The sequence below is a fragment of the Mangrovibacter sp. MFB070 genome (genome assembly GCF_000705335.1).
Classification (GTDB): domain Bacteria; phylum Pseudomonadota; class Gammaproteobacteria; order Enterobacterales; family Enterobacteriaceae; genus Mangrovibacter; species Mangrovibacter plantisponsor.
Genome location: NZ_JJMI01000050.1, coordinates 94,545 through 118,398 on the forward strand (window position 1 = coordinate 94,545; position 23,854 = coordinate 118,398).

22 protein-coding genes and 1 riboswitch are annotated in these 23,854 nt (G+C 48.4%); of the genes, 4 read left to right on the top strand and 18 right to left on the bottom strand.

The annotated features are described in order from the left end of the window. Nucleotides 1-8 precede the first annotated feature (8 nt). From DT73_RS21435 to DT73_RS21475, 9 genes are all read right to left on the bottom strand, one after another. Entirely contained in the window at nt 9-662 is a 654-nt protein-coding gene (locus DT73_RS21435; protein ID WP_036114922.1) for a hypothetical protein, read from the bottom strand. Nucleotides 663-687: 25 nt separating this feature from the next. Beyond that, nucleotides 688-858, bottom strand: a complete 171-nt coding sequence (locus DT73_RS26520; protein ID WP_160173988.1) for a hypothetical protein — start codon at nt 856-858, stop codon at nt 688-690. Between the two features lie 2 nt (nt 859-860). Next, nucleotides 861-1,319 carry a phage tail protein gene (locus DT73_RS21440; protein WP_036114925.1) on the bottom strand — a complete coding sequence of 153 codons (459 nt, stop codon included), beginning with the start codon at nt 1,317-1,319 and terminating at the stop codon, nt 861-863. Nucleotides 1,320-1,406: 87 nt separating this feature from the next. Next, nucleotides 1,407-1,877, bottom strand: a complete 471-nt coding sequence (locus DT73_RS21445) for a phage tail protein (protein ID WP_036114928.1) — start codon at nt 1,875-1,877, stop codon at nt 1,407-1,409. Nucleotides 1,878-1,964: 87 nt separating this feature from the next. Next, nucleotides 1,965-3,524, bottom strand: coding sequence for a phage tail sheath C-terminal domain-containing protein (locus tag DT73_RS21450; protein ID WP_036114931.1), 1,560 nt, complete (start codon nt 3,522-3,524; stop codon nt 1,965-1,967). 512 nt (nt 3,525-4,036) lie between these two features. Then, nucleotides 4,037-4,843, bottom strand: a complete 807-nt coding sequence (locus DT73_RS21455; protein ID WP_036114933.1) for a hypothetical protein — start codon at nt 4,841-4,843, stop codon at nt 4,037-4,039. Further along, a complete protein-coding gene (locus DT73_RS21460; RefSeq protein ID WP_036114937.1) occupies nt 4,844-5,422 on the bottom strand; it encodes a DUF4255 domain-containing protein in 579 nt (192 codons plus the stop codon). A gap of 785 nt (nt 5,423-6,207) precedes the next feature. After that, a complete protein-coding gene (locus DT73_RS21470) occupies nt 6,208-6,630 on the bottom strand; it encodes a hypothetical protein (RefSeq protein ID WP_036114944.1) in 423 nt (140 codons plus the stop codon). Continuing rightward, complete coding sequence (locus DT73_RS21475) at nt 6,611-8,008, bottom strand: PAAR domain-containing protein (RefSeq protein WP_036114947.1); 1,398 nt, start codon at nt 8,006-8,008, stop codon at nt 6,611-6,613. Before DT73_RS21475 ends, DT73_RS21470 begins: the two co-directional genes overlap by 20 nt. A 371-nt stretch (nt 8,009-8,379) precedes the next feature. Further along, nucleotides 8,380-8,476, top strand: a riboswitch (TPP riboswitch). 33 nt (nt 8,477-8,509) lie between these two features. Between DT73_RS21475 and thiM the strand changes: the two genes are divergently transcribed. The 3 genes from thiM to DT73_RS21490 all read left to right on the top strand — a co-directional run bounded on the left by thiM (nt 8,510) and on the right by DT73_RS21490 (nt 11,007). Beyond that, entirely contained in the window at nt 8,510-9,298 is a 789-nt protein-coding gene (gene thiM / locus DT73_RS21480) for a hydroxyethylthiazole kinase (protein ID WP_036114950.1), read from the top strand. Continuing rightward, entirely contained in the window at nt 9,295-10,095 is an 801-nt protein-coding gene (thiD, locus tag DT73_RS21485; RefSeq protein ID WP_036114953.1) for a bifunctional hydroxymethylpyrimidine kinase/phosphomethylpyrimidine kinase, read from the top strand. The genes thiM and thiD overlap by 4 nt, the downstream gene beginning before the upstream one ends. A gap of 165 nt (nt 10,096-10,260) precedes the next feature. Next, complete coding sequence (locus DT73_RS21490) at nt 10,261-11,007, top strand: GntR family transcriptional regulator (protein WP_036114956.1); 747 nt, start codon at nt 10,261-10,263, stop codon at nt 11,005-11,007. Here the strand turns inward: DT73_RS21490 and DT73_RS21495 are convergent. The 3 genes from DT73_RS21495 to DT73_RS21505 are packed head-to-tail and all read right to left on the bottom strand — an operon-like array spanning nt 10,981 to nt 14,212. Then, nucleotides 10,981-11,937, bottom strand: a complete 957-nt coding sequence (locus DT73_RS21495; protein WP_036114959.1) for a PfkB family carbohydrate kinase — start codon at nt 11,935-11,937, stop codon at nt 10,981-10,983. The two genes, DT73_RS21490 and DT73_RS21495, sit on opposite strands and share 27 nt — an antisense overlap. Next, complete coding sequence (locus tag DT73_RS21500) at nt 11,934-12,938, bottom strand: ADP-ribosylglycohydrolase family protein (protein ID WP_036114962.1); 1,005 nt, start codon at nt 12,936-12,938, stop codon at nt 11,934-11,936. The genes DT73_RS21495 and DT73_RS21500 overlap by 4 nt, the downstream gene beginning before the upstream one ends. Next, nucleotides 12,935-14,212: a nucleoside permease gene (locus DT73_RS21505; RefSeq protein WP_036114966.1), complete on the bottom strand. Its 1,278-nt coding sequence runs from the start codon at nt 14,210-14,212 to the stop codon at nt 12,935-12,937. The genes DT73_RS21500 and DT73_RS21505 overlap by 4 nt, the downstream gene beginning before the upstream one ends. A gap of 427 nt (nt 14,213-14,639) precedes the next feature. On the opposite strand from DT73_RS21505, the gene fbaB reads away from it, so the two are divergent. Continuing rightward, nucleotides 14,640-15,692, top strand: a complete 1,053-nt coding sequence (gene fbaB / locus DT73_RS21510) for a class I fructose-bisphosphate aldolase (RefSeq protein ID WP_036114969.1) — start codon at nt 14,640-14,642, stop codon at nt 15,690-15,692. A 69-nt stretch (nt 15,693-15,761) separates the two neighbouring features. On the opposite strand, the gene yegS is transcribed toward fbaB, so the two are convergent. The 6 genes from yegS to baeS form a co-directional block, all read right to left on the bottom strand. Then, entirely contained in the window at nt 15,762-16,661 is a 900-nt protein-coding gene (yegS, locus tag DT73_RS21515; protein ID WP_036114972.1) for a lipid kinase YegS, read from the bottom strand. Between the two features lie 289 nt (nt 16,662-16,950). Further along, the gene (locus DT73_RS21520) at nt 16,951-18,060 is read right to left on the bottom strand and encodes an SDR family oxidoreductase (protein WP_036114974.1); all 1,110 of its coding nucleotides are present in this window, start codon (nt 18,058-18,060) and stop codon (nt 16,951-16,953) included. Between the two features lie 611 nt (nt 18,061-18,671). Beyond that, the gene (locus DT73_RS21525) at nt 18,672-19,361 is read right to left on the bottom strand and encodes a VIT family protein (RefSeq protein ID WP_036114977.1); all 690 of its coding nucleotides are present in this window, start codon (nt 19,359-19,361) and stop codon (nt 18,672-18,674) included. A gap of 640 nt (nt 19,362-20,001) precedes the next feature. After that, the gene (gene yegQ / locus DT73_RS21530) at nt 20,002-21,363 is read right to left on the bottom strand and encodes a tRNA 5-hydroxyuridine modification protein YegQ (protein WP_036114979.1); all 1,362 of its coding nucleotides are present in this window, start codon (nt 21,361-21,363) and stop codon (nt 20,002-20,004) included. A gap of 143 nt (nt 21,364-21,506) precedes the next feature. Beyond that, entirely contained in the window at nt 21,507-22,229 is a 723-nt protein-coding gene (gene baeR, locus DT73_RS21535) for a two-component system response regulator BaeR (protein WP_036114984.1), read from the bottom strand. Then, on the bottom strand, nt 22,226-23,815 hold the full coding sequence (gene baeS / locus DT73_RS21540; protein ID WP_036114987.1) for a two-component system sensor histidine kinase BaeS: 1,590 nt from the start codon (nt 23,813-23,815) through the stop codon (nt 22,226-22,228). Before baeS ends, baeR begins: the two co-directional genes overlap by 4 nt. Between the last annotated feature and the right edge of the window lie 39 nt (nt 23,816-23,854).

A 23,854-nucleotide genomic window follows, 5' to 3' on the forward strand; every position in this document is an offset into this window, starting at 1 on the left:
CCTGATAGCTACACAAGTGGTGGAAAGTACAGTTTGGTGCCCGGCTCTATCTGCCTGCTACTGATTAAGTGATTGGCGCGCGCAACCTCAAGGTAATAACTGCTGTCATTATAAATTTTATAACACAGCATGGGGAGCGTATCCCCGGCTTTAAATTCAATAATATGTGTCAAGTCAGGCGATGATTGCTTCTTTAATGCCTGTTTTTCTTTTTGAGTTAAAAATTTAGTAAAGCTCAGCGCTACGGTGGCACGTAACGGATTACCAGAGGAGTCGAAAAGTGAGTAATCTACATTTATAGATGTTAAGCGGCCTCGAAAGTTTACCGATGATCCCCATGTTATTACTACCGGGTAGGGCTCATGCTGTTCGCCATTATATGCGTAAATTACTTTCTTGAGTGTCGCAAGTTGCTTCTGTACGGTGGCGGTCGTTGTCTTTCCCGTAACCCCGGTTCCATCCAGTAATAGTTGGAAATCCAGTTTTTCGCTTTGATATCCTTTAAAAGCCGTTTTGGGCGAGATATCACCCTGTTGCTGTAGCCCTGTATTTGTATAAGAAATACCATAAACATGTTTAACACTATTAGGGTTTAGCGTGGCTGAGAATGTCTGCGCGACACTTCCTTTTGATGTGATTGATTTTATTATAATTCTTTCCATTCGCTATGCCCTCAACGTAATTCACTCACCTTTCTCTTAATTCGTCAGAAGAACCAATAAGCTGATAAACGATACTTTTCTCCACCGGGCCCTGGTCTGGAGCCTGATCCGGATAATCAGTATCTGCATGCTCATCTTCACTATTGTCGCTTATTGTTTTTGATTTGATGACCAGCTGTCTTATCTCTAATGGCACAGTTATAAGTTCCTTTTCAGATGGTTAAAACAGATTTCAATTTCCTCAATTGCAATGTCATTTTTTGTTGAATTAAATGGTTCCATCTTCAATTTTACCGGGTATGCATTTGATGCCGTCCAGCTTTTACAGGTGACGCCATTTTCATTCAGCAAATTGATCGACACGCTTTTCGTTGGGATCGGTTTGGAAAATTGATCATCTAAAATACCCAGACACCAGGTTAGTAACTTAGATGTCTTATCAGTTACCGCTCTTTTTAATGTCAGATTACTGTTTTTAATCGATTTTGGTAAGTGGTAGACTAGGTTGTTCCCACCTTCAAAATACTCTTCAGTATCTATCCTGAATTCTAAACCAGAAACCTCCTGAAAAGCAGTATCACCAGCACACCCACTGATAGAAACACTAAAGTAGAAAGCAGGAAGAGGCCATTCGCCATTACCCTGAGTTTCACCCATGGCTTGTTCCATAATGTCACTATTCACTCGTTAGGGAAAATAAGCCTGCCTCTGAATGACGAGTAAGCCCCTGCTTAGTTATAAAAATTACACGGAGATTTCTAATCCCTCATGGGCGAGTTCAATGGTTTCCACCGCAACTTCATTGCCATCGGATTTTAAGTCAGTACCGGTAACTTTTGTTGGCCAGGCATTTTTTAATTTCCAACTCATTACCGGTTTGCCGCCTTCATCTAACAAATTTATTGTGACGGCAGTTCGCGCGATGGTATTCATTTTGATCTTCGCATACCACTCGTAGAACTTATTATCACTTTTAAAAATGCCTTTCTTAAGTGTGACGTTTCCGCTTTTTATCAAACCGGGCATTTTTATGGTTGAGAATACCGGGCTATTACCCGCGCGATATTCGATGGGTTGTGCTTCCGAATCAAGCCCTGAAACTTCCTGAAATGCGGAAACCATTCCTGCGCCGGCACCACCGTCCCATTTCACTTCAAAATGAAATTTGGGCATGGGCCATACGGTTTGGGATTGTGCTGAACCATCGTCTGCCATGGGGCTCTCCTAAATAACTAACCACGTTATTATTTGCCGAATTTGCCGATATTGAATGCTAACCAAATACAGACATCAGGTGCACATCTACGATTCTTGCATTTTTTGCTGGAAGGTTATTTCGATAAATTCCGCAGGCCGGACAATCGCAACCAGCACGGTAATCCGCAGAATACCCTCCAAAATGTCGTTGGAAGTCATTGTCTTACCCAGGCCGACACTCACATTATAAGCATCACCCGGAATTGCCCCGGCCAGACCACCACGTTTCCAGATCCCATACAGGAAGTTACCCAGCATACTTTCCATTGACACCCAGGTGTTGGCGACATTGGGCTCAAAGACATAGGCTTTTGAGGCGAGCTTAATTGACTCTTCCAGCATGATCATCGTGCGCCGGACGTTGATATAACGCCAGTCCAGGCTATTGCCATCCAGCGTTCTTGCACCCCAGACTAATGTACCTTCGCCAATGAATGGCCTGATGGCATTTATCGATTTCCCCTGGGTTGTCACATTTAAATCTTCTTGTTCATCGTCACTGATATTTACGGTTGGCGAGACGACGGCATTCACGCTGACATTCGCCGGGGCCTTCCATACTCCACGCGAATTATCGACCATGGTATAGATACCCGCCATGGCAGCGGAAGGTGGCAGAATATTTTGCTGGAATTTAATGTCCGCCATAATGGTTTGGTATAGCGGGCTCATGTTTGAAAGAGTTTTATGCAGCAGAACGGCATCTGCGCTGGATATTGCACCGCTCAGCTTAGTTATTTCATCCAGCATGCCTTGTTTGCGTGTTGCTCTTAATTTGTTGCTTCCCGTACTGAGGTCTTCCGGAGAAAGGCCATCCAAATCACTGAACATGGCAGCAACTTCGGCATTCAGTAGTTCGACCAGTTTATCTATATTGCTGACATTACGAAAACTCACATCGCTGTCTTGCACAATTGATGTATTGAGCCAGGGGTAATAGGCAGAAGCATAATCGAGGTAGTTAATGCCAAGTTTGGAACGGAAATTTTCAACACAGTCGCCATCAGGGTGCTGGCGGTCTTTGTAACCGTTCCAGATATCTAAAATAGCAACACGGTTTTTCATTTTCCCGCCACAATGCCCCAGCATGGCTTGCTCGACGTTAATACAGTCGTCTTCTTTCAACTGGATTGCTTCAGGGATAAGCAGCATGGTGGGTTCAGCCTCTTTAATAAGAGGTAAAATACCGCCTTTTAATACATCTGCATCAATATCATCGGCGTAACTACCCACTGAAACGATATAACAAGGGCCACCACCATTTTGAAAGAAAAGTAACATGTTGTAGTAAAGGTGATGGCGGGTATTCGACTGAGTTATTTGGTATGCTTTTCCTGCCTGTTTAAATGCTTCCTGGGTATCGGCGTCAGGTTTTTCGGGAACCTCGGCTATTTCGAATGTATGCTGGGGTTCTCCACCAAAATATTGGCGATATTCCGACATCGAAGTAATACGCCATCCTTGATTACTTAGGGATTTACCACCGTTGTCAGCCTTTTCTGTATATCCAATAAATGCTGGTACCGCAGTGGCAACTTCCACAACGGAGTTTGGAAATGCATTCTTCTCAACAATATATACGCCAGGTGTTTTCATTACGGCCATAGTTTGGACCTTCATGTAATTGATTGGCAACCATGCCCAACGATTAACACACAGGAATACACACTGTGAAATACACTGTTAAGAGAGGCATTCAGGCAAGTTAAGACTATTTTACTATTGACAATCTTGGTATAGCGTCTGCTCAGTTTTCTGTCAACTCCGATTGACAATTAAATCTAAGCACGATTTTGGTATTTTTCAATATTCCTTGAGATTCATCTTTTGTTATCTGGCAGGCTATATTGGCCGGGTTTTACTGGGGGGATGTTAGCTGGCGGCGAGATTTACATGCTCCAGCCAGAACTTTACCTGTGGGGTGGCTATTGCAGATAACTCTGTAGCCATAACACCAAATTAGTAATTGAATTATCAATAAAAACAATTAGTTATAATAATTTTTATGTTAAATGGTTGTTGCTCCTGCGTTGAGCCCATTTGGTGTCAATGGTGTGAACTGCCTCAATACCCGCTTTCTCTGGTGTGTGTTATATGATTTTTGGTTATAAAAAATGTTAGTTACAGACCACATAGATATGAGAAGTTAAACGCATGCTACCGTCAACAAGTAATGTTGAGATATTATTTGCATCTGGAATAGGGAGTGACTTAATAATCGTTTTCTTGTCACTTAACAATGAAAATGATTCTGCACCTGATTTCATTAATGGCATGCTTTTGTCTGAAATAAAAACCCGTGCCGTTTGATTCAGGATCCGTTCATTGTCTTGTTCAGTAAACGCACTTTCTATGCCAGATGTTCCAGATATGTTGATGCTGGATTTGGTATTTAATGAGCAGAAATAGTATTTCCAGTAAGTGGAAACGGTGTTGAATTGCAGGATAATGGACTTTTTATCTAAGTTGAATAATTGTTTGGGGATGTGAATACTAAGTATCCCCATCAGGTTTTTATTATAAATGGTTGTTCCATCATGCTGTGTGATTTCATGTAATTGGCTGCTGTTAATCCAATTCTCAACGCTGATCTTCATAGTGGTGCTTTGAGTAAATTCAGCATTTATATTAGCAATATCAAATGCATTCGGCATCTCGGTAATGCTCCTGACAACGGAGTCGGTACTTACGAGATAAAATGTCAGATTAAATTCTTCCGTTAAAGCAGCTAAATCGTTAAATAGTTCTGTTTCCACTACAAGTTGTATGGTTCCTGGTTTCGACTTCGCCAGGATACTGTATTGCCTGAATAAATTTTCTGTATTTTCATCTGCAATGATATCAAAAGGTGCCAGCTCATCTTTAAATGAATTGTAATACTCATGCTGTACCTTAATGGACAAGATGGATTGATAGTCTGCCATTTAGCTATCCCTTTTGGTGATATCTGTATCGGAAATATGAATGTTGCCCACCTGGGAAAGAATGGCTTCACTGTCTGGCACCAGTGCTCTCACCCGGTAAACGCATGATGGCAGGTAGTGTGAGCCGAATACTCCCCACATATGGTTTAATTGCTCACCCGGTATGGATTCCAGCTCCATGTTAATTTGTTCAATACTTTCAGGTAAATCGGGGGAGTTCTGGTGAGTGAAATTGCTGTTGCGGTTGAAGAATGCCAGTAAGTGTGACAGCACTTTTAACCCATCTGAATAATGGCTCGTGCTAAAGTTCGCGGCGATAGTCACGGTCAACGTGATAAAAAGTGGTCTCGAAGAGAGGGTTGTTCTGTTGCTATTGTTGTCTGGCCGGTAACTTTTAGAAAATGCGTCTTTTTCGATATTGCTAATGAAAATGAGGACCTTGTTTTGTATTTCGTGTGATTTTGAACCATCCAGGTCTGTGGGTGGTGAGACAATTACTAAATCATTTGATAAATCAAAAACATTCTTTATTGACTGGTTCATCCTTTCTTTTAAGTATCCTAAGCAGAGGTCTAGCATGATATGTTCCTAATTAACAATAGAAAGTGACCATACGCATGGGGATAATAGAGCTATAACTGATTTATAGATTATTTTACTACATCAAATGACTTTGTACCTGTTTCCATCATCCTTAGGCAGAAAGTGCTCCTGCCTACCATTAGTGTACATGCCCTGGTTTGTTGGTAAAGCCTGAATACTGGCTGTACATATTCGTATGACCAGCAACGCTGGGCATGCCTGGCGTTTTCGCCGTTATCAGATAAACCCGCATCTGAGGTTATGGTACATCTGAGGTTATAAATGTTTGTTCTTCTGGTTCCTGATGACATCAGTTTAGCCAGTATGCTGGTTTTTCGTTCAAGGGAAATTCGCGTCATTGTCACTCCATCGCCGTCAGGTATTTTTTCAGAGAGGGTGACAGCTATCCTGACACTTACTTGGGGGATGACCTTGATCGCCAGTGGCAAGAACCGATTTCCTCAGAAGAGGAAGGTACAAACATGACTAAGGTCGGCAAAGTGTTTGCTGCGTTTAGTGCTCAGCCAGGTATCTCTTATCGTGATGATTACGGACAACTGCAGTTACTGCATTTGATTCGTCATAGAGTCTGCTCTTCGGCAATAGTTGGGTGGGTGAGAAACATTCTGTATCTACAGAAAACTTTCTGACACGAGAAAATCGCAGGGATCACTAAACGCTATTTGCATACGTTTCGCAATCCTCAGTTTTTTATGTAATTGATGGTATTGATTGGGAGTGAATAAAATAGGCAGGCATGAAGCCTGGCTATTTTATCGCCGTCAAATGAATGATGGTAAATAGAAAACTGTTAGCATCATGAACAGTAAAATAATACCGACGATGGAAAGTCGCACTTTTACACGTAACCAATCGGTGTACTGATTAGGAAGTGATTTAATAAATCGTATTTGTTCATTATCCATTCCTCGCGTATGGAATGAGTTTTCTTTAAAGTATAATGCTTTAATAAAGAATGCATCACGCATAAACGAGAAAAAGCCCCCCCCATTCTGATAAATTAAGACTTCTGCTGGTCTTGCACCAAATTTTTCAACAAATAGTGAGCAGAGAGTCATAAATTTTCTCTTGACTAATTTGTCATAAATCACGTAGGAAACATAATTAATTATTCCGAGAATCAAAAAGATCCCAGCGATTTCAACTCGATGTATCATCAGAAAATTAATTGCCGAAAACGTCATACAACTGTTCTCCACCTAATTCCCCAACAGCACTCCCCACCGTGCTACCAGCGTACCCTAAACCAACACCTGCAATAACGGTACAAACAAGCCCGCCAACACCAGCAGTACCAACACCGATTGCGACGCATAATGGTATAGCGCCGCTACCAGCGAGAACACCGCCACCTGTACCCAAAGCAAAACTACCAATTTCAGTATATTTTTTCTTAGTACATTCAGCTTCGCGACCAATAGAACACGCCTCATGAATTTCATTAAGAGAGTGAAGAGCGCTAAAGCCGATCCCCATATAACCCGTGTACTTCATTGCTTTTACGTATTTAGCTGCCCGTTCGATGTGGGTAGCATAGCCTTCAATGTCTCTGATCCCCGTTTCATTCCATTTGTGGGTAATAGAACTGCTGGACAGGCCGAGTGCATTTTTTATTTTGGTATACTCTCCGAATTTCATAGCCTTATTCAGGAAACCGACTTTGAGTATGGATTCAAGCTCTTTAAACAATTGGCTACGTCTTACATAAAACTGTTCGCCGATTAATGCGCCTCGTGTCATGTACGTATTTTTATAATTTTCCTGGATCTCTTTGAGAATTCTTTCAATATTATCAAAGTATTTTCCAACAGGATCAGCCGCAAGACCAATTCCCGTGTCAGCATAGCTGGTGAAATTAGCTATGGTTGCGTAATGCTTGTGCAGTAAGTTAGCCTCCTCATGTGTCAGCGGTTCCAGCGCTGTATCAATGCGCTGTTTTGCTGCTTTCATGTGGGCAATTTGTTTGTCATCCTGCTTATCAGGATCAACCAGAAGCAGAATAGAACCGGCTTTGTACTCCTTATCTACACCGTTCAAAGACCGATAAAGTTCGCGTGTTCCTGCTGGTGGCTCATTTTCAAATAGCCACGGCTCATAGGCTCTCGTTTCAGCACCGTATGGGAGTACGCAAAAACCGGCGTCTACAGGTTCGCGCCTGGTTGCTACTTTCTTCTTAGCTACCTGTGCATGCTGTTCAGGCTCTGCAACCTTTGCAGGTTCAGGAGTTGGGGGAGAGGCTACCAGTGGAGCTACAACAGGGGCGGCTTTAACTGTTTTTTCTTCCTCTACCCAATATTCGGCCCCAGGTAGGGATGTGATGAGCCTCGCATTGCAGGGACAAGTTGAATGGCTGTGTAATGTTCCGGCAGCGGGAACACCACGAATTCTGTAATTGGGAATGCCACCCGCGATGCTGTATGTTTTACCATCTTTACCGCATGACACACTATCACCATGCCTTGCTGTTGGCAGATCGCCCAAGCTATGATGCACAGAGCCTGAAAGGATGCTGCCGCCGCATGAGGTTTTATCGCCGATGCGAAGAAAATAGCCAGTTGCCATGAATCATCCTTAATGTAGTTTGTTGGCAGATTTAGCGCCTTCAACCGCCAGAGAAGTTACCACCCACATGTGTTCTTCTATGGAATAAGTGGTTACTCATAACGTCCTGTACTTGTGTTGTTTTTTTAGCCTCCTATTGTCACATTATTATTGAGGTTTTGGATAGCGCATGAGTCATCCCTAAGTCAAACTTGTGATCGGCTCATCCCTCAAATCTCATAGCGTAGTGGCATAGCGCCCTTTTTTTGTTGTCCGGGATGGGGCAAAAAGGTGTCGGCTGTATTTTTAAGGTGAAGAAGCTATACCCGAGGAGGGCGGGCTTGCGTCAGCAAGCCTCTTCCTCTAATCTGGCACCAGCATAGATATTTACGCTAAATGACTCGGGGTGCCCCATCATAGATGGGCTGAGAAATACCCGTAATACCTGATCTGGATAATGCCAGCGTAGGGAAGTCAGATACCTGTCCGGTATCGCTTCTTCACGCCGGACAGGAGCCTGTAATGCAACCTGACCTGCTGTGCGGCAATCAAGCCGCCAATGTTTTACAACACTTCCATACTCACCGCCCACTGGTCCATTGCCTGACCAATGACGTGGTACAAACTTTTACTGCCAATACCTTGCTTGCTTTGCGTGCGTCCCCCGCGATGGTGCCGGACGAGCAGGAAGCTGCACAATTCGCGGCGCTGGCAGATGCCTTACTGATTAATGTTGGCACACTCACCACACCGCGTGCGGCAGGCATGATGGCAGCGATTCATGCAGCCAATAACGCGGGTAAACCCTGGGCGCTGGACCCGGTTGCGGTGGGCGCGTTGCAGTTGCGTACCACCTTTGCCCATCAGGCATGCGAATTACACCCGGCGGCTATACGGGGCAATGCTTCAGAAATTATGGCGCTGGCAGGTACTGGTACAGGCGGGCGCGGGGTGGATTCGTTGCAGCCTGCAGAGCAGGCAATAGATGCAGCCATGCGCCTTGCCCGTAGCACCGGGGCTGTTGTTACTGTGACAGGCGAGGTGGATTATGTCACCGATGGCGAACGCACTCTGGCTGTCCCCGGGGGCGATGTACTGATGACATATGTTGTGGGCACCGGGTGTGCGCTTTCTGCCGTGGTTGCTGCCAGTTGCGCATTACCGGGGGACAGGCTGGTCAATGTGGCGGGCGCATGCCGGATTATGTCTTGCGCCGGGGAGCGTGCAGTTGCAGCAAGCCACGGCCCGGGCAGTTTTGTTCCGGCCATGCTGGATGCTTTGTGGAACCTCAGTGAAGAGGCTCTGGCATGAAAAGAATTAATGCTCTGACAATTGCCGGAACAGATCCCAGTGGTGGCGCGGGTATTCAGGCCGATTTGAAGACGTTCTCAGCGCTGGGTGCTTACGGGTGTTCGGTGATAACCGCACTGGTGGCTCAAAATACACGCGGCGTGCAGTCGGTCTACCGCATTGAGCCGGATTTTGTCGCGGCGCAACTGGATTCAGTGCTCAGTGATGTGCGTATTGACTCCACTAAAATCGGCATGCTGGCAGAGGCCGACATCGTGGAGGCGGTTGCAGAGCAACTGCGCCGCTATCAGAGCCACAACGTGGTTCTTGATACGGTGATGCTGGCCAAAAGCGGCGACCCGCTTCTTTCTGCCTCTGCCGTCGAGACGCTGCGTAAAAAATTGCTGCCGCAGGTGGCGCTTATCACCCCAAACTTGCCAGAAGCCGCTGCACTGTTAAATGCGCCATCTGCGCAAACTGAAGGTGAAATGAAAGCACAGGGGCAGGCGCTACTGGCAATGGGGTGCGGCGCAGTGCTAATGAAAGGGGGGCATCTGGATGATGCGGAAAGCCCGGACTGGCTCTTTACCCGTGACGGCGAATGGCGTTTTAGTACACCGCGCGTGCTGACCAAAAACACCCATGGCACAGGCTGCACGCTCTCTGCCGCCCTTGCAGCGTTACGCCCACGGCATAGCACCTGGGCAGATACGGTGCAGCAGGCTAAAAGCTGGCTCTCTGCCGCGCTGGCGCAAGCCGACACGCTGGAAGTGGGGCACGGGATTGGTCCGGTTCACCATTTTCACGAGTGGTGGTAAGCCGTAAATACCTGCCATATTTCAGGTTGCAGGCGCGTTGGCTGTGCTCTTTCACCCCCGTTGCGTACTATTGCAAGGCACCTGGGGGTTACTCCTTGCCACCTTCCTGCAATTCGAATTATTTAGGGTATACTGGCATGAAACCCCGGCCAGAGAAAAACAGAGATGGAACAAGCGCATACCCGGTTAATTGCTCACCTTAATGAACGGATTGCCGCGCCCGACAACACGCCGCTGTACCTTAAATTTGCCGAAACGGTAAAAAACGCGGTGCGCAGTGGCCTGCTGGAGCATGGCAATATCCTGCCAGGTGAGCGAGACCTGAGCCAGCTGACCGGGGTGTCGCGGATCACGGTACGCAAAGCGATGCAGGCGCTGGAAGAAGAGGGCGTGGTAACCCGCGCTCGTGGTTACGGCACGCAAATCAACAATATCTTTGAATATTCCCTGAAAGAGGCGCGCGGTTTTTCTCAGCAGGTGGTGTTGCGTGGTAAAAAACCGAATACTTTGTGGGTCAATAAACGGGTGGTGAAATGCCCGGAAGAGGTAGCCAGCCAGTTGTCGGTTGCGCCGCAAAGCGATGTTTTTTTGCTTAAGCGTATTCGCTATGTCGATGAAGACGCGGTGTCAATTGAGGAGTCCTGGGTGCCGGCGGGGTTAATCCATGATCCCGATGCGATTGGTATCTCGTTGTACGACTACTTTCGCAGCCAGAATATATTCCCTCAGCGCACCCGCTCACGCGTCAGCGCCCGCATGCCGGACAGCGAATTTCAGGAACATATCAGTATGGATGACAAAATACCGGTGCTGGTGATTAAGCAAGTGGCGCTTGACCAGCAACACCGGCCGGTTGAGTACAGCATCAGCTACTGCCGCAGCGATCTATACGTCTTTGTGTGCGAGGAGTAACTCCTCACGCGTTGGGGCGCAGTCTCCGCCACGATGGCTGACAACCCAGGCTGCCACTGCGTTGCCAAGCCTTACTGAATCAGCCAGAGTCCAACCCGCGGCAAGGCCCGCCAGCGTTCCGCCTGCATGGCTGTCGCCTGCGCCGATAGTATCCACAACGGTTGCCTGAAATGCCGGAACATAGCCCGATTCAGTGCCGTCGTACCAGGTGGCTCCTTCTTTGTCATGGCGAACAATCAGTGCAGAGGCAAACCGTTGCTGCCATGCCTCTCCCAGTTGTTCCTCCGCCACACCCAGGCGCCCGGCGGCAATCTGCGCTTCCTGGCGGTTCAGCGAAACTACGGGGCGGCAGGCCATAATCCGTGCCATCAGCGCATCAGAGATATCGGCAAGACGCGGGCCGAAATCAATAAACGCGGTTACATCCGGCAATCCTTCCAGCCAGGTCGTCAACAGTTCACCGCACGGCGATACCAGTTGATATCCGGAAAGATAAACGAGGCTGCCTGGGGGCACATCGAGTTGAGCCAGCCACGCTGGTTGCCACTGGTTTTCTACGCCACTGAAGGACATAAATGTGCGTTCGCCGTCCGGCTCAACAAGTGCCAGGCACCAACCGTTATCACCCGTTTCAGCTTCTACCACGCTATGAAGACTCTGCTTTGCCATTGCGTTGCGAATGATATCGGCCCACACACCGTGCCCCACGGGCAGGGCATTTTGCGCGGCAATACCCAGCCGTTTCAGGGCGATGGCGATATTCAGTGCACAGCCACCAATATTAACCCCTTGTTGTTTTAGCTCGATATCGCAACCGCTCCACGGTAAAGCCCAGGCGTCCGCAATCACGTCAATGACTGCTGCACCCAGCACAGTAAGCGGGCGTGTGGCATGCAGTGTTTCAAGCTGGTGGGCAAAACCTGAATTCATACATCCTCCCTTTGCTCCCGATAGCGCAACAGTGCAGCGCAATACCTGGTGAAATCGAGCTGATTAACAGCGTCGAGTTCAGATTTAAAGGACGGGTTAATCGCCTGTACCCCGTGCAACGCGCCGCAAATGGCGGTTGCCATTGCGCCAATGGTGTCTGTATCGCCGCCCAGGTTGGCGCATAAAACTGCGCAGCGGTTCGGGTCGGTTCCGGCCAGCTCCACCATTGCAATGGCTGCCGGAACGGATTCGATGGTGTTGGTACCGGCACCAACCAACTGATAAACCTGTTCGCTGGCGGATTCAGTGCCGTTTGCTTCGCGGACGGTTTTGAGTGCCAGTTCCAGGCGGGCCGCCAGTGATGGGCTGAAAGTAGTTGGTTTGGCTTCCTGCGCATAACGGGCGATACCGGGCAGGGCATCAGCAATGCTTTGCCAGCTTTCACCGTCAATAGCGCGGGAAACCGCCCAGGCAACTACTACAGCACCGGCAATCGCCAGGTCGGATTTATGCGTTGGGCTGGAGGCCAGAGCCACCTGGTCAACAAACTGTGCCAGATGGGTGGCCGGTAACAGGCAACCCAATGGTGAAGCACGCATCGCTGCGCCGTTGGTCACACCGTTGTTTTCCAGCTTGCTCACCGGTTTCCCGTCACGAATGGCGTTCAGTGCAATTTTAGAGGTTGGGCCTAATACATTCTTGTTAAAGGCGTCGAATGATTCTGCCCAGCGCAAAATATGCTTGCCGATGACATCGGCGTTGATCTGCCCGTCACATTCAATAATGGCATCAGCCAGGCAAAGCGCCATGGAGGTGTCGTCAGTAAACTCAGCCTGGTTAAAATAGCAGGCGGCATTGTTCTCTGTGGGGCCAGGTAAAAAGCGGTCGATCCAGCCAAAGTGCGCTTTGACGCGCTTTCTTGGCCACAGCTCAGATGGCATGCCCATCGCATCCCCTAACGCCTGCCCATAAAGAGCACCGAGAACACGTTCTTGTTTCATTTAACTTCCCCTTGTGTCAGCGCGTTATCGCTATCAACCACCTCAATTGCGGTGATCTCTTTATCCGATTCGCGGAAAAACAGCATAAACAGTATGGCTATCACGGCAATCATGACTGCGCCGAATGTCCACATCCCGGCCCAGTTGAAGGTCTGCCCATTCACCGGCGGATTCAGGGCGAACATTTTCTCCATCATCACACCGCCCAGTCGGTAACCCAGCAGGCTGCCAAAGCCCTGGCAGCACAGCGTAATCAAACCCTGTGCGGCAGTTCGCATATGTACCGGCGCTTTTTTATCCACATAGATGTACGCCGTTACGTAGTAGAAGTCATAACTCACGCCGTGTAACAAGATGCCGAGGAACAACAGGGCATAAGTGAAGTATTGCTCTGCGCCACCGTAGACAAAGAAACCATAGCGAATAGCCGCAGTGATAAGGCCCAGCAGTAAGACCTTCTTAATACCAAAGCGTTTGGTGAAGAATGGCAGCGCCAGCATAAAGAAGATTTCTGAGAACTGGCCAAGCGTCATCCAGCCGGTGGCGTTTTTCATGCCTACTTCTGTGAGATAACCGTTGGCAAAGATGTAGTAAAACGCCAGCGGCATTGCGAACAGGAACGAGCAGAAGAAGAACACCAGGAAGTTTTTGTCACGCAGAAGGATCAGTGCATCCAGCCCGAGCATCACTCTGAAATCCAGCTTGCCGGTGCTCTTTGGTGGCGTATTCGGCAGGAACAAGGCAAAAACACCAAGCAACGCGGAGCTTCCTGCGGTCATCAGCAAGGGGACATTGGTATCCGAAATGTCGTTATAGCCCAACATCTGCGGCAGGAAGCCGCATGCCAGCCCGGAGGCTATCCAGCCTATGGTTCCCATCACACGAATGCGTGGGAAGTCGGCCTCCACGTCATCCACGTTGGCAAAAGCGATGCTGTTGGTTAGTGCGATGGTAGGCATATACGTCAGCGAGTAAGCCAGCAGTAACGGGAAGAAGCTACTGAACTGGGTTTGCTGTGCGGCGAAGTACATCAGTACGGCACCAGCAAACATCAATAACGCCAGCACTTTCTGCGCTGCGAAGAAGCGGTCGGTCAGTGAACCGACCAGGATAGGCGAGAGGATTGCAGCAATAGCAGTGCAGGCATATGACCAGCCAATTTCACCTGCGGTAAAGCCGCTTTTACTGAGCCATAACCACAGTGGCACAAACCACGCGCCCCAGATAAACCATTCAACAAACATCATGAATGACAGTTGGACTTTGGTTTTCATTGTTTAATCCTTCATGTCAGATAGGGTACTCCTTTAAAATACCATTCAATAATACCTTTGAAATACCTTTGTGATGATTACTTGATCAGTGTAACAGTTTTGTTGTACACAAATCGGCCGGTGGTGTGTGTCGAAAGCAAGGCTGCACGCTGGAGAAGCTGTTCCATTCAGTGTGCACCCATATTGGTTTTGTGAGAGAGGTACACGAGAGGGGTAAACCAGCACTTCCCCCTGAAACCAGGGCTAACGGGAAGTTACAGGATGTCATTTTTACACAAGGGGCTCCCCTGAAAATCTGCTACGGTTATATTTCTCAGCGAATGATGAGCCGGGTTCAGGCTGCTCCTGGCAGTGAATTCTTCTGCGGTAAGGCGGCTTGTTTCAGGCATTGTTCGCTGGCAAACAGAGACAAATAATGGAGTTTATGATGACCGATATTATTCAGTTTCTTGGAAATGACGCCGATAACCTGCTGCAACACCGTTGTATGACGATTTCCGCCGAACAACTTTACCTGCCCGGCCCGGATTATGTGGACCGGGTTATGGTGGACAACAACCGCCCACCGGCTGTACTGCGTAACATGCAGACGCTCTATAACACAGGCCGCCTGGCCGGCACCGGCTACTTGTCGATACTGCCGGTTGACCAGGGGATTGAGCATTCGGCCGGTGCGTCATTTGCTGCCAACCCTCTCTATTTCGATCCCAAAAACATTGTGGAACTGGCGATTGAAGCCGGTTGCAACTGTGTGGCTTCCACTTATGGCGTGCTGGCTTCGGTTTCCCGCCGCTATGCTCACCGCATTCCATTTCTGATGAAGCTGAACCATAACGAAACTCTGAGCTACCCAACGACTTATGACCAGACGCTGTACGCAAGCGTAGAGCAGGCATTTAACCTGGGGGCGGTAGCGGTAGGGGCTACGATTTACTTTGGTTCAGAAGAGTCCCGCCGCCAGATAGAAGAAATCTCTGCGGCATTTGAGCGTGCCCATGAACTGGGGCTGGTGACGGTGCTGTGGGCTTATTTGCGTAACCCGGCATTCAAAAAAGATGGCGTGGATTACCATGCCAGCGCCGACCTTACCGGCCAGGCGAACCACATCGCAGCCACTATTGGGGCTGATATAGTTAAGCAGAAAATGGCTGAAAACAATGGCGGCTACAAAGCTGTTAATTTTGGTTACACCGACGAACGCGTCTACAGCAAACTCACCACGGAAAACCCCATAGACCTGGTACGTTACCAACTGGCGAATTGCTACATGGGCCGTGCCGGGTTAATTAACTCAGGTGGCGCCGCAGGTGGCGAAACCGATTTCGCTGATGCGGTGCGCACTGCCGTTATTAACAAGCGTGCTGGTGGTATGGGGTTAATTCTGGGGCGTAAAGCGTTTAAAAAATCTATGGCCGACGGGGTTAAACTGATTAATGCCGTGCAGGACGTGTACCTCAGTAAACAGGTCACTATTGCCTGAGCCGTTTACATTCAAAACAAGATAACTTTTATTGAAAGCGCCCCGGTAAGATGCCGGGGCGCGCTGGTATTATTTCAGTAACGGGCAGTCCGGGGGCAGGCGGCAGAAAACAGCGCCTGGTTTCACCACCAGGGAAAACTGGTTACCGCTGATTGGCTCACCATCCAGGTTAAACGTCATGGTGTGTTCAGCCCGGATTTCAAACCAGCTGCCACTGGCTTCTATCATATGTTCTTCATCTTCACTGCGTGCCAAAGTGCTGAGCAGGGTGGGAACCAGAGACTCCCCGGTAAAAATACGCAGGTTCAGCATACCGTCGTTAATTAACGCTCCCGGGCAAAGTAACTGCCCGCCACCAGCCTGGCGGCCATTACCTATCCCCATAATCAGGGCATCACCTTCCCAGAGGAAATCGCCACTGCGAATTTCGCAATGATCCGGAGCCAGTTTATCCAGGCGCAGGATCCCATGGATCAGATAGGAAACCCCACCGAAGGTTGCTTTCATGGTTTCCGGGGTATCGTTGGTCACTTTGGTACCGAACCCACCAGATGCCATATTAATAAAGCAGCGGCCACGGTTAACCTGGACCAGGTCAATCTGGCGCGGGCGGCCATTGATTGCCAGCATCAGTGCATTATTCAGGGCATCCGGGATCCCGGCCGCCGTGGCAAAATCATTAGCGGTTCCCAGCGGCAAAATCCCCAGGATTGGGCGTGATTTTTCTTCCAGCTTGTAAATACCATTGACCACTTCGTTCAGCGTACCGTCGCCGCCCCCGGCAATGACGTTTTCGATTTTCAGGTGGTGAGCTTCATTAACAAACCGCTCTGCATCACCAAACTCCCAGGTCACACGGACGTGGAGATCAAACCCTCGTTCACGAAACTGATGAATGGTATCCCGTAAAATGGGATCATTAGCAAGTTTGCCATTAAGAATTAGCATGGAAGAGGCAAGTGTTTTCATGGCTTGTATTCCCTGTAAAGTGCTCCACACCCAAAGTGTAGTGCTATATAGAGATTGTTATCGTCAGAACAGCCTGAAAACTGGAGGGAAAAATAAGCCTGTGTAAAGGTTTTAGTTATTTCTGCTATACACCACCGGAAATGGTGCGATGCCCGCCATTGCGTGGTCTGCTACAACCGCTTTCACCGCACCATACAGGTATTAGATCCCGGGTAATGGTTTATGCTGTACATTCAGCAAACCGCATCCTTAAAGCCCGGAAAATCTATTGCCATTTAACAAATTTTTGTTATTTAAAGTCGCAGGCCATCATTTCCGTCACACTTTGCCCGCGAGTTGAATCCACACACTTATCAATGTAAGACGTAAACTTACGCGGAGCTGAAACACCCAGGTGGAGCAGTTGAGTATTGTCAAAAGTAACATTCAGGCGGGAGAACTGGCCATAGAGATTAATCGCTCTGAGTATAATCCGTTCATTGCACTCGCCGAAAAGTAATGGGAAGGATTTACGAATCCCCATAAAATACCCCATATCCACCATCCGATAATTATCTGCTATCGGTTCCGTCCCCCCGGCCTGGGCCATCGCCTGGTCTATTTCAGCAAAATTTACACTGTATTCCGGCCCTGCTGAAATATGGTATATTTCGTTTTTGACATTTTCATTTTCTGTTAATGCCAGTAACGCTTCAGCACAAAAATCAACCGGCACTACATCAATTCTGTCTTGTAAATTACACATAAATTTACCCAGAGTAAGTGCCATTTTAAACACCCAAAAAATACTGCTTGATGGCTGGCAACCTAACTCTGAATGACCAACAATAATTGACGGTCGGGCAATTACTAACGGGAGTTGTGGTAACTCTTCACGCATTTTCCGTTCAATTGCTGCCTTGGCGCGAGTATAGTCAACAATATGTTGAGAGTCGTCGGCTATGATGAGTGATTCTTTAATATTGTGCCCCGGTGTTGGCAAACAGGACATGGCGGTGCCAACATGCACAAAGCGCTGCAATGAAGCAATTTCTGACATTCTTTTTGCGAAAGCAAAAGTACCTTCTACATTCACTTTCCAGATCAATGGGTTCTTACCAAACGATGCAACTGCTGCACAGTTAATTACATGCGTGACTTCATTCAGATATGGGTTGTTCAGAAACAGCTCAGGTTGAGCTAAATCACCTTCAATAATATTACTACCAGTGAGTTGGCTGGTTATCTCAGGAGAAAGCCCAAAACGAGCAAGGTTATCTTGTACTCGTGTTAATGCCGGGTAGTTTTCTGCTGTTCTGGCTAATATTAAAATATCCTTAATATTATATTTTTTTAGCGCATAACTTAAAACACAGCCACCAAGAAACCCGGTGCAACCCGTTATCAATAATTTACCCATTTTTTGCTATCGCTTTGATTAATAAATTAACACACTGCCCATTACGAAATGTAATTGTCAGTAATATGGACACACTGCCGCGGACATGCTATCCACAGGATATTAAAGGTTTTTTTAACTGTCTGTGGCCGGATGCAGCACTTTAAACACCCAGAAAACTGTGCTGCCTGCTCACATTCAGAAAAGTAGAAAACAATAAGACTGTCTGTTAGAAGAAAGAAACTTATCTCCTGTGAAAAGCACGAATTGTTCATGCCAAAATAAATTACTCGCCCATCAGGTTATTCGCAACAAATAACAGTTGGGGAAAGTTAAACGGCAGCTTAACAAAACGATTTTTCTTTTAAAAAATGGATGCCAACAGAATGCAAGAGGAAAAGTATTGCAACTTAATATAATGATGAATGGCTGTGTGCCAGGTTGATGTGGCGGGAACATGCTGTTCAGCTCAATAAGTTACAAAGTATTTTCGGTGTACACACTTTTTTTCTTGCACCAGAGCTAACTCACTGTTGAAATAACCCAAATCAGGGGCAATATTCACGTAATACGTTTTCTCTCAGATGTGCGCATACTTTCAGCCATACATCTTCAGCATATTAAATACTGAGCTAAGCCAGAACCTGGCCTGCGAGTGTTCCTGCTCCCATGGATAAAGCCATTGCCATTGCGCTCCAGAAAGTGATTCTGAGCATTGCTTTCAGTGGCGATGCCTTGCCCGCAACGGATGAAATATACCCGAGGAAAGTCAGTGCTACGAGGGTGGAAAGAATGACAAACGGAAAAACCAGTGTGGATGGAGCCAGCCATGCGACGATTAAAGGCAACAGAGCACCTGCAGAAAAACTCGCCGCTGAAAAAATTGCTGCCTGCAGGGGGCGTGCCGAATTCGTTTCTGTAAGCCCCAGCTCTTCACGGGAATGAGCATCAAGAGCATCTTTTTCCATAAGTTGTAATGCCACCTTGTGAGCCAGAACTGGTTCAACACCACGCTGTATATACAAAGAAGTGAGTTCATGAACCTCGCCTTCATAGTCAGCCTGCAACTCCTTCTTCTCCTGCGCGAGAGCGGCACGCTCTGTGTCTGTCTGGGACGAAACTGAGACATATTCCCCTGTCGCCATCGACATGGCACCGGCAACAAGCCCGGCAATTCCTGCCAGTAAAATACCTGAAGATGAACTGCCTGCCGAAGCAATGCCAAGGACAAGACTTGCTGTTGAGACGATGCCATCATTTGCACCTAATACGGCAGCCCTTAGCCATCCCACTCGTTCGATACTGTGTCGTTCCAGATGCATGTTTCAGTTTCCCTTTTAAGCACTGATTAAACACCACACATTACTAATATATAACAGGCTGTGCTGGCAAATAATTTATTCCCTCCGTATTAACCGCACATTAAGCCTGAATAGTTATGGGTACAATAACTTCTTTATTGCCATAAAATATGAAGTGATAATTAATATCATGTTCATTCAACCAGAGCATGAAAGAGAAAGAGTATATTAAACAGAAAACGGTTAATTTTATTTTCCCCCTGATTTAAATATGGCGCTTTGGTATGGCGCGTATGAAGGGAATATCACCATTCGCCAAATATTGTTCCGAATAGCCAGGCGATTTATAAAGCAGACAGCAGCAGCATCAGGATGCCACAGGGGAGGGAATACAAAGGCACACCAGCGTTGTTATGCCAGATACAACAAGCCTGATACCGGCTATTCAGGTGGGTTATACGCAGACGTTAGCTTTTAGTGGAGCACATAAAAAAATAAGCCTGCGTAAGGGAGATTACACAGGCTAAGGAGGTGGTTCCTGGTACAACTAGCATTTATGGGTTATGTTTTTCAGCGTGCTAATAATATCCATATTAAACCGTCACGTATGTGATCCAGTTCTAAGGTTAGCACGCTGGTATACATGAACACCCGTTGGCTGTTACTTTGCGTGCGGATTACGGGTAGTTTGCCCCGCCAGGTTACGCATCAACAGGCCATATTCCAGCGCCAGGTCTGCCGGAACGGGCAGCCAGACTGTGTAGCCATCGCCCGGAGCCACGTCCATTGGCTGGCCTTTACCGTTTTCCATATGTTCCAGTGTGAAGCTGATGTTGCCCTGTGGCGTCATTAATTCCAGGCTGTCGCCTTTGCTGAATTTATTTTTTACCGCCACGGCAGCAAGCTCGCCGTTCCGCTCTCCGGTAAATTCCCCGACAAACTGCTGGCGGTCGGAAACTGAATACCCGTATTCATAGTTCTGGTAGCTGTCGTGGGTGTGGCGGCGCAGAAAACCTTCGGTATAGCCACGGTGTGCCAGACCTTCCAGTGTTTCCAGTAACGACGGGTCGAAAGGTTTCCCGGCAGCGGCATCATCAATGGCCCGGCGGTATACCTGAGCGGTACGGGCGCAGTAGTAAAACGATTTGGTGCGCCCTTCAATTTTCAGCGAATGCACACCCAACTGGGTTAAGCGCTCAACATGCTGAATGGCACGCAAATCTTTGGAGTTCATAATATAGGTGCCGTGTTCGTCTTCGAACGCGGTCATATATTCACCCGGGCGCTGGCTTTCTTCAATCATGAACACTTTGTCGGTTGGCGCGCCAGCTCCGAGCGTTGGGTCTACATTCTGTACCGGAATGGGTTCATGCACATGTACAATATTACCGATATCGTCTTCTTTGCCTTCCTGTACTTTGTATTCCCAGCGGCAGGCATTAGTACAGGTGCCCTGATTCGGGTCGCGCTTATTGATATAACCAGAAAGCAGGCAGCGGCCTGAATAAGCCATGCATAATGCACCGTGTACGAATACTTCCAGTTCCATTTCCGGAACCTGTTCACGAATTTCTGCAATTTCTTCTAAAGAAAGCTCGCGGGAAAGAATGACCCGGGTCAGCCCCATCTGTTTCCAGAATTTTACCGTCGCCCAGTTCACCGCATTCGCCTGTACGGAAAGGTGAATGGCTATCTCCGGGAAGGCTTCACGAACCATCATGATTAAACCAGGATCAGACATGATGAGCGCATCCGGGCCCATATCCACAACGGGTTTCAGGTCGCGAATAAAGGTTTTCAGTTTGGCGTTATGGGGGGCAATATTCACCACGACATAAAACTTTTTCCCAAGCGAATGGGCTTCATTAATCCCCAGTGCAAGGTTTTCGTGGTTGAATTCGTTGTTACGCACCCGCAGGCTGTAACGAGGTTGTCCCGCATAAACGGCATCTGCGCCATAAGCGAAGGCGTAACGCATATTTTTCAGCGTTCCCGCCGGAGAAAGTAATTCCGGTTTAAACATGTTGGGCTCTTTCTGATGTCAGGTCAGAACCGCTTCACCAGGTGAAACGGCAGGTATGCGGCGTAATGCCACACTTTCAGGGCGGGCATTGTAGCGCTTGCTGCAGGGGAAATAAACCCGGGCGTCAGCACGCCCGGTGGGTGTTACAGAAACTGGCAGGGGTCGGCTTCCCAGCGGTAGCCCACACCGTAAACAGCACGGATAAATGGCTGTTCTTCATCCAACGCTTCCAGTTTGCGGCGCAGGTTTTTGATGTGGCTGTCTATGGTACGGTCTGTGACCACCCGGTAATCATCATAAAGATGGTTCAGCAACTGTTCACGGGAGAAGACTTTGCCCGGCTCATGGGCAAGGGTTTTTAGCAGGCGAAACTCTGCCGGGGTGAGATCCAGCGCTTTGTTATTCCAACTGGCCTGAAAACGGCTTTCATCGATTTTCAGTGTTGGGCCAGTATCTGTGTCGCTCTGAAACGCTTTTGGCTGGCAGCGGCGCAGAATGGTTTTAACCCGGGCAACAACCTCACGTGGGCTGTAGGGCTTACAGATATAATCATCCGCGCCAATTTCCAGCCCCAACAGGCGGTCTATCTCTTCAATTTTTGCGGTGACCATAATAATAGGTACATCGGAAAAACGGCGGATCTCTTTGCAAATTGTCAGGCCATCTGTACCCGGTAACATCAGATCTAACAGGATAAGATCCGGCGGGGTCTGGCGCACATAAGGAACCACCAGATCTCCATGGTTAACCAGGGTTGGAGCATAGCTTGCCGCCCGCAGATAATCGATAAGCAACTGGCCCAGTTTTGGCTCATCTTCCACAATCAGGATCTGTGGTGCATTTTCATCAATCGGGAATTCGCTCATACGCTTCTCTGTGTTTCACTCTCTAAAGGTAAGGTGACATCAATACTGATGCCCCCGGCAGCGGCGTGCCCGGCGGAAATTTTACCACCATGGGCTTCCACAATATTCTGGCAAATGGCCAAACCTAAACCAGAGCCGCCACTGGCCCGGTTACGCGAACCTTCAGCACGATAAAACCGCTCAAATAATTGTGCAAGCTGTTCATCTGTAACCCCCGGGCCACTGTCAGCGAATTGCAGGTTGAGTGTGCCATTCTGTATCCGACCATTAATGGACAGCCCGCCACCGCTGTCAGTATAGCGCAGGCTGTTTTCCAGCAGGTTGTTGAATAATTGCATCAAACGATCCGGGTCGCCAAACAATGTGGCACTGTCTGGCAAACTCAGGCTGATGCTTAAGCCGTGGCTGTTAAAGCGTTCACGAAATGCACCTGCGGCCATTTCCACCAGAGAAATCACCTCAATGTGGCGGCGCTGGTAGGCCAGAGCACCCTGGTCAGACATCGATAACTGGTGCAGGTCATTAACCAGTTTGGTCAGCGTACCCACTTCGGCCTGCAGCGAGGCAACAGATTCAGGGGTAAATTTGCGCACGCCATCCTGAATCGCTTCCAGTTCGCCACGCAATACTGCCAGTGGTGTGCGCAGTTCATGGGAAATATCCGCCATAAAGGCCTGGCGCATTTGCTGGTTTTTCTCAAGCGTGCTGGCAAGTTGATTAAAGTCACTGGCAAGCCGGCCGAGTTCATCGTTGCTGCTTTGCTCTACCCGGGTACTGAAGTCACCTGCAGCTAATTTGTGTGTCCCTTCCACCAGGCGCTTCACCGGTGCCAGTAACCCACGGGCCAGCGGGAATGTGGCGCCGGCAGCCATTAATGTTGCCAGTGCGACTATCAGCCAACTGGTACGCCGTTGCTGGCGATCAAAGCTGATATCTGTGGTTCTGGTCAGGCGTTCAACCGGGGAAGCCACCACCCAGCCAACGGTAGTATCGTTGAATTTAATCGGCTCCCGGTTGCTGTCTGGCGGAATAGGGAAGGGAGGGCCAACCAACAGGCGGCTTTTTTGATCCAGAACCCAAAATTGTGTGCGCCAGCCATGGAGTGGATCCATTCCCGGCCCCGGGCCATGGGGATCGCCGTTATCCTCACGAGGTGGTTCGCTGTTGGGCGCAAAGGGATCGGGCTGCCCATGATCCATGTTGCCAGGCCCGCCGTCACCTGGCATGGCAACATCGTTTTCATCCTGGGCTCCTAAAGCAGGCGTATATTGTTCCATATTTCGTTCCTCCGCGCGCGGAGGGGGCATTGGTGCACCGGCCAGATCGCGGTCAAAGGAGCGCAAAAGCTGGAACATAAACCTGTCATTGTGGCGCAGGAAGCGCCAGTTCCCATGGATGGCATACTGTTCCGCCAGGGTGTCCCGCAGCAGTACTAATCGCTGTTGGTTACCGTGCTTAATGTAATCAATAAAGCCCCGTTCAAAGCTGACACGTACTGCCCAGTGCATGGTGATAAGCAACAGAATGCAGGTGGACAGAATAGCAATAAATAATTTGCCAGTAATACCCAGGCGCCAGAACTTCATACAGGGCTCCAGTTCAGTCAATATCCGCTACGGCGTGTT

What these genes read in the sequence shown, in the direction of transcription:
- DT73_RS21505 (WP_036114966.1), bottom strand. Translation starts at nt 14,212, where the DNA reads ATGAAAACCAAAGTCCAACTGTCATTCATGATGTTTGTTGAATGGTTT.
- yegS (WP_036114972.1), bottom strand. Translation starts at nt 16,661, where the DNA reads ATGAAAACACTTGCCTCTTCCATGCTAATTCTTAATGGCAAACTTGCT.
- DT73_RS21495 (WP_036114959.1), bottom strand. Translation starts at nt 11,937, where the DNA reads ATGAATTCAGGTTTTGCCCACCAGCTTGAAACACTGCATGCCACACGC.
- DT73_RS21470 (WP_036114944.1), bottom strand. Translation starts at nt 6,630, where the DNA reads ATGACGTTTTCGGCAATTAATTTTCTGATGATACATCGAGTTGAAATC.
- DT73_RS21460 (WP_036114937.1), bottom strand. Translation starts at nt 5,422, where the DNA reads ATGCTAGACCTCTGCTTAGGATACTTAAAAGAAAGGATGAACCAGTCA.
- DT73_RS21450 (WP_036114931.1), bottom strand. Translation starts at nt 3,524, where the DNA reads ATGGCCGTAATGAAAACACCTGGCGTATATATTGTTGAGAAGAATGCA.
- thiM (WP_036114950.1), top strand. Translation starts at nt 8,510, where the DNA reads ATGCAACCTGACCTGCTGTGCGGCAATCAAGCCGCCAATGTTTTACAA.
- thiD (WP_036114953.1), top strand. Translation starts at nt 9,295, where the DNA reads ATGAAAAGAATTAATGCTCTGACAATTGCCGGAACAGATCCCAGTGGT.
- DT73_RS21500 (WP_036114962.1), bottom strand. Translation starts at nt 12,938, where the DNA reads ATGAAACAAGAACGTGTTCTCGGTGCTCTTTATGGGCAGGCGTTAGGG.
- baeS (WP_036114987.1), bottom strand. Translation starts at nt 23,815, where the DNA reads ATGAAGTTCTGGCGCCTGGGTATTACTGGCAAATTATTTATTGCTATT.
- DT73_RS21490 (WP_036114956.1), top strand. Translation starts at nt 10,261, where the DNA reads ATGGAACAAGCGCATACCCGGTTAATTGCTCACCTTAATGAACGGATT.
- DT73_RS21455 (WP_036114933.1), bottom strand. Translation starts at nt 4,843, where the DNA reads ATGGCAGACTATCAATCCATCTTGTCCATTAAGGTACAGCATGAGTAT.
- baeR (WP_036114984.1), bottom strand. Translation starts at nt 22,229, where the DNA reads ATGAGCGAATTCCCGATTGATGAAAATGCACCACAGATCCTGATTGTG.
- fbaB (WP_036114969.1), top strand. Translation starts at nt 14,640, where the DNA reads ATGACCGATATTATTCAGTTTCTTGGAAATGACGCCGATAACCTGCTG.
- DT73_RS21525 (WP_036114977.1), bottom strand. Translation starts at nt 19,361, where the DNA reads ATGCATCTGGAACGACACAGTATCGAACGAGTGGGATGGCTAAGGGCT.
- DT73_RS21475 (WP_036114947.1), bottom strand. Translation starts at nt 8,008, where the DNA reads ATGGCAACTGGCTATTTTCTTCGCATCGGCGATAAAACCTCATGCGGC.
- DT73_RS21520 (WP_036114974.1), bottom strand. Translation starts at nt 18,060, where the DNA reads ATGGGTAAATTATTGATAACGGGTTGCACCGGGTTTCTTGGTGGCTGT.
- DT73_RS21435 (WP_036114922.1), bottom strand. Translation starts at nt 662, where the DNA reads ATGGAAAGAATTATAATAAAATCAATCACATCAAAAGGAAGTGTCGCG.
- DT73_RS21445 (WP_036114928.1), bottom strand. Translation starts at nt 1,877, where the DNA reads ATGGCAGACGATGGTTCAGCACAATCCCAAACCGTATGGCCCATGCCC.
- yegQ (WP_036114979.1), bottom strand. Translation starts at nt 21,363, where the DNA reads ATGTTTAAACCGGAATTACTTTCTCCGGCGGGAACGCTGAAAAATATG.
- DT73_RS21440 (WP_036114925.1), bottom strand. Translation starts at nt 1,319, where the DNA reads ATGGGTGAAACTCAGGGTAATGGCGAATGGCCTCTTCCTGCTTTCTAC.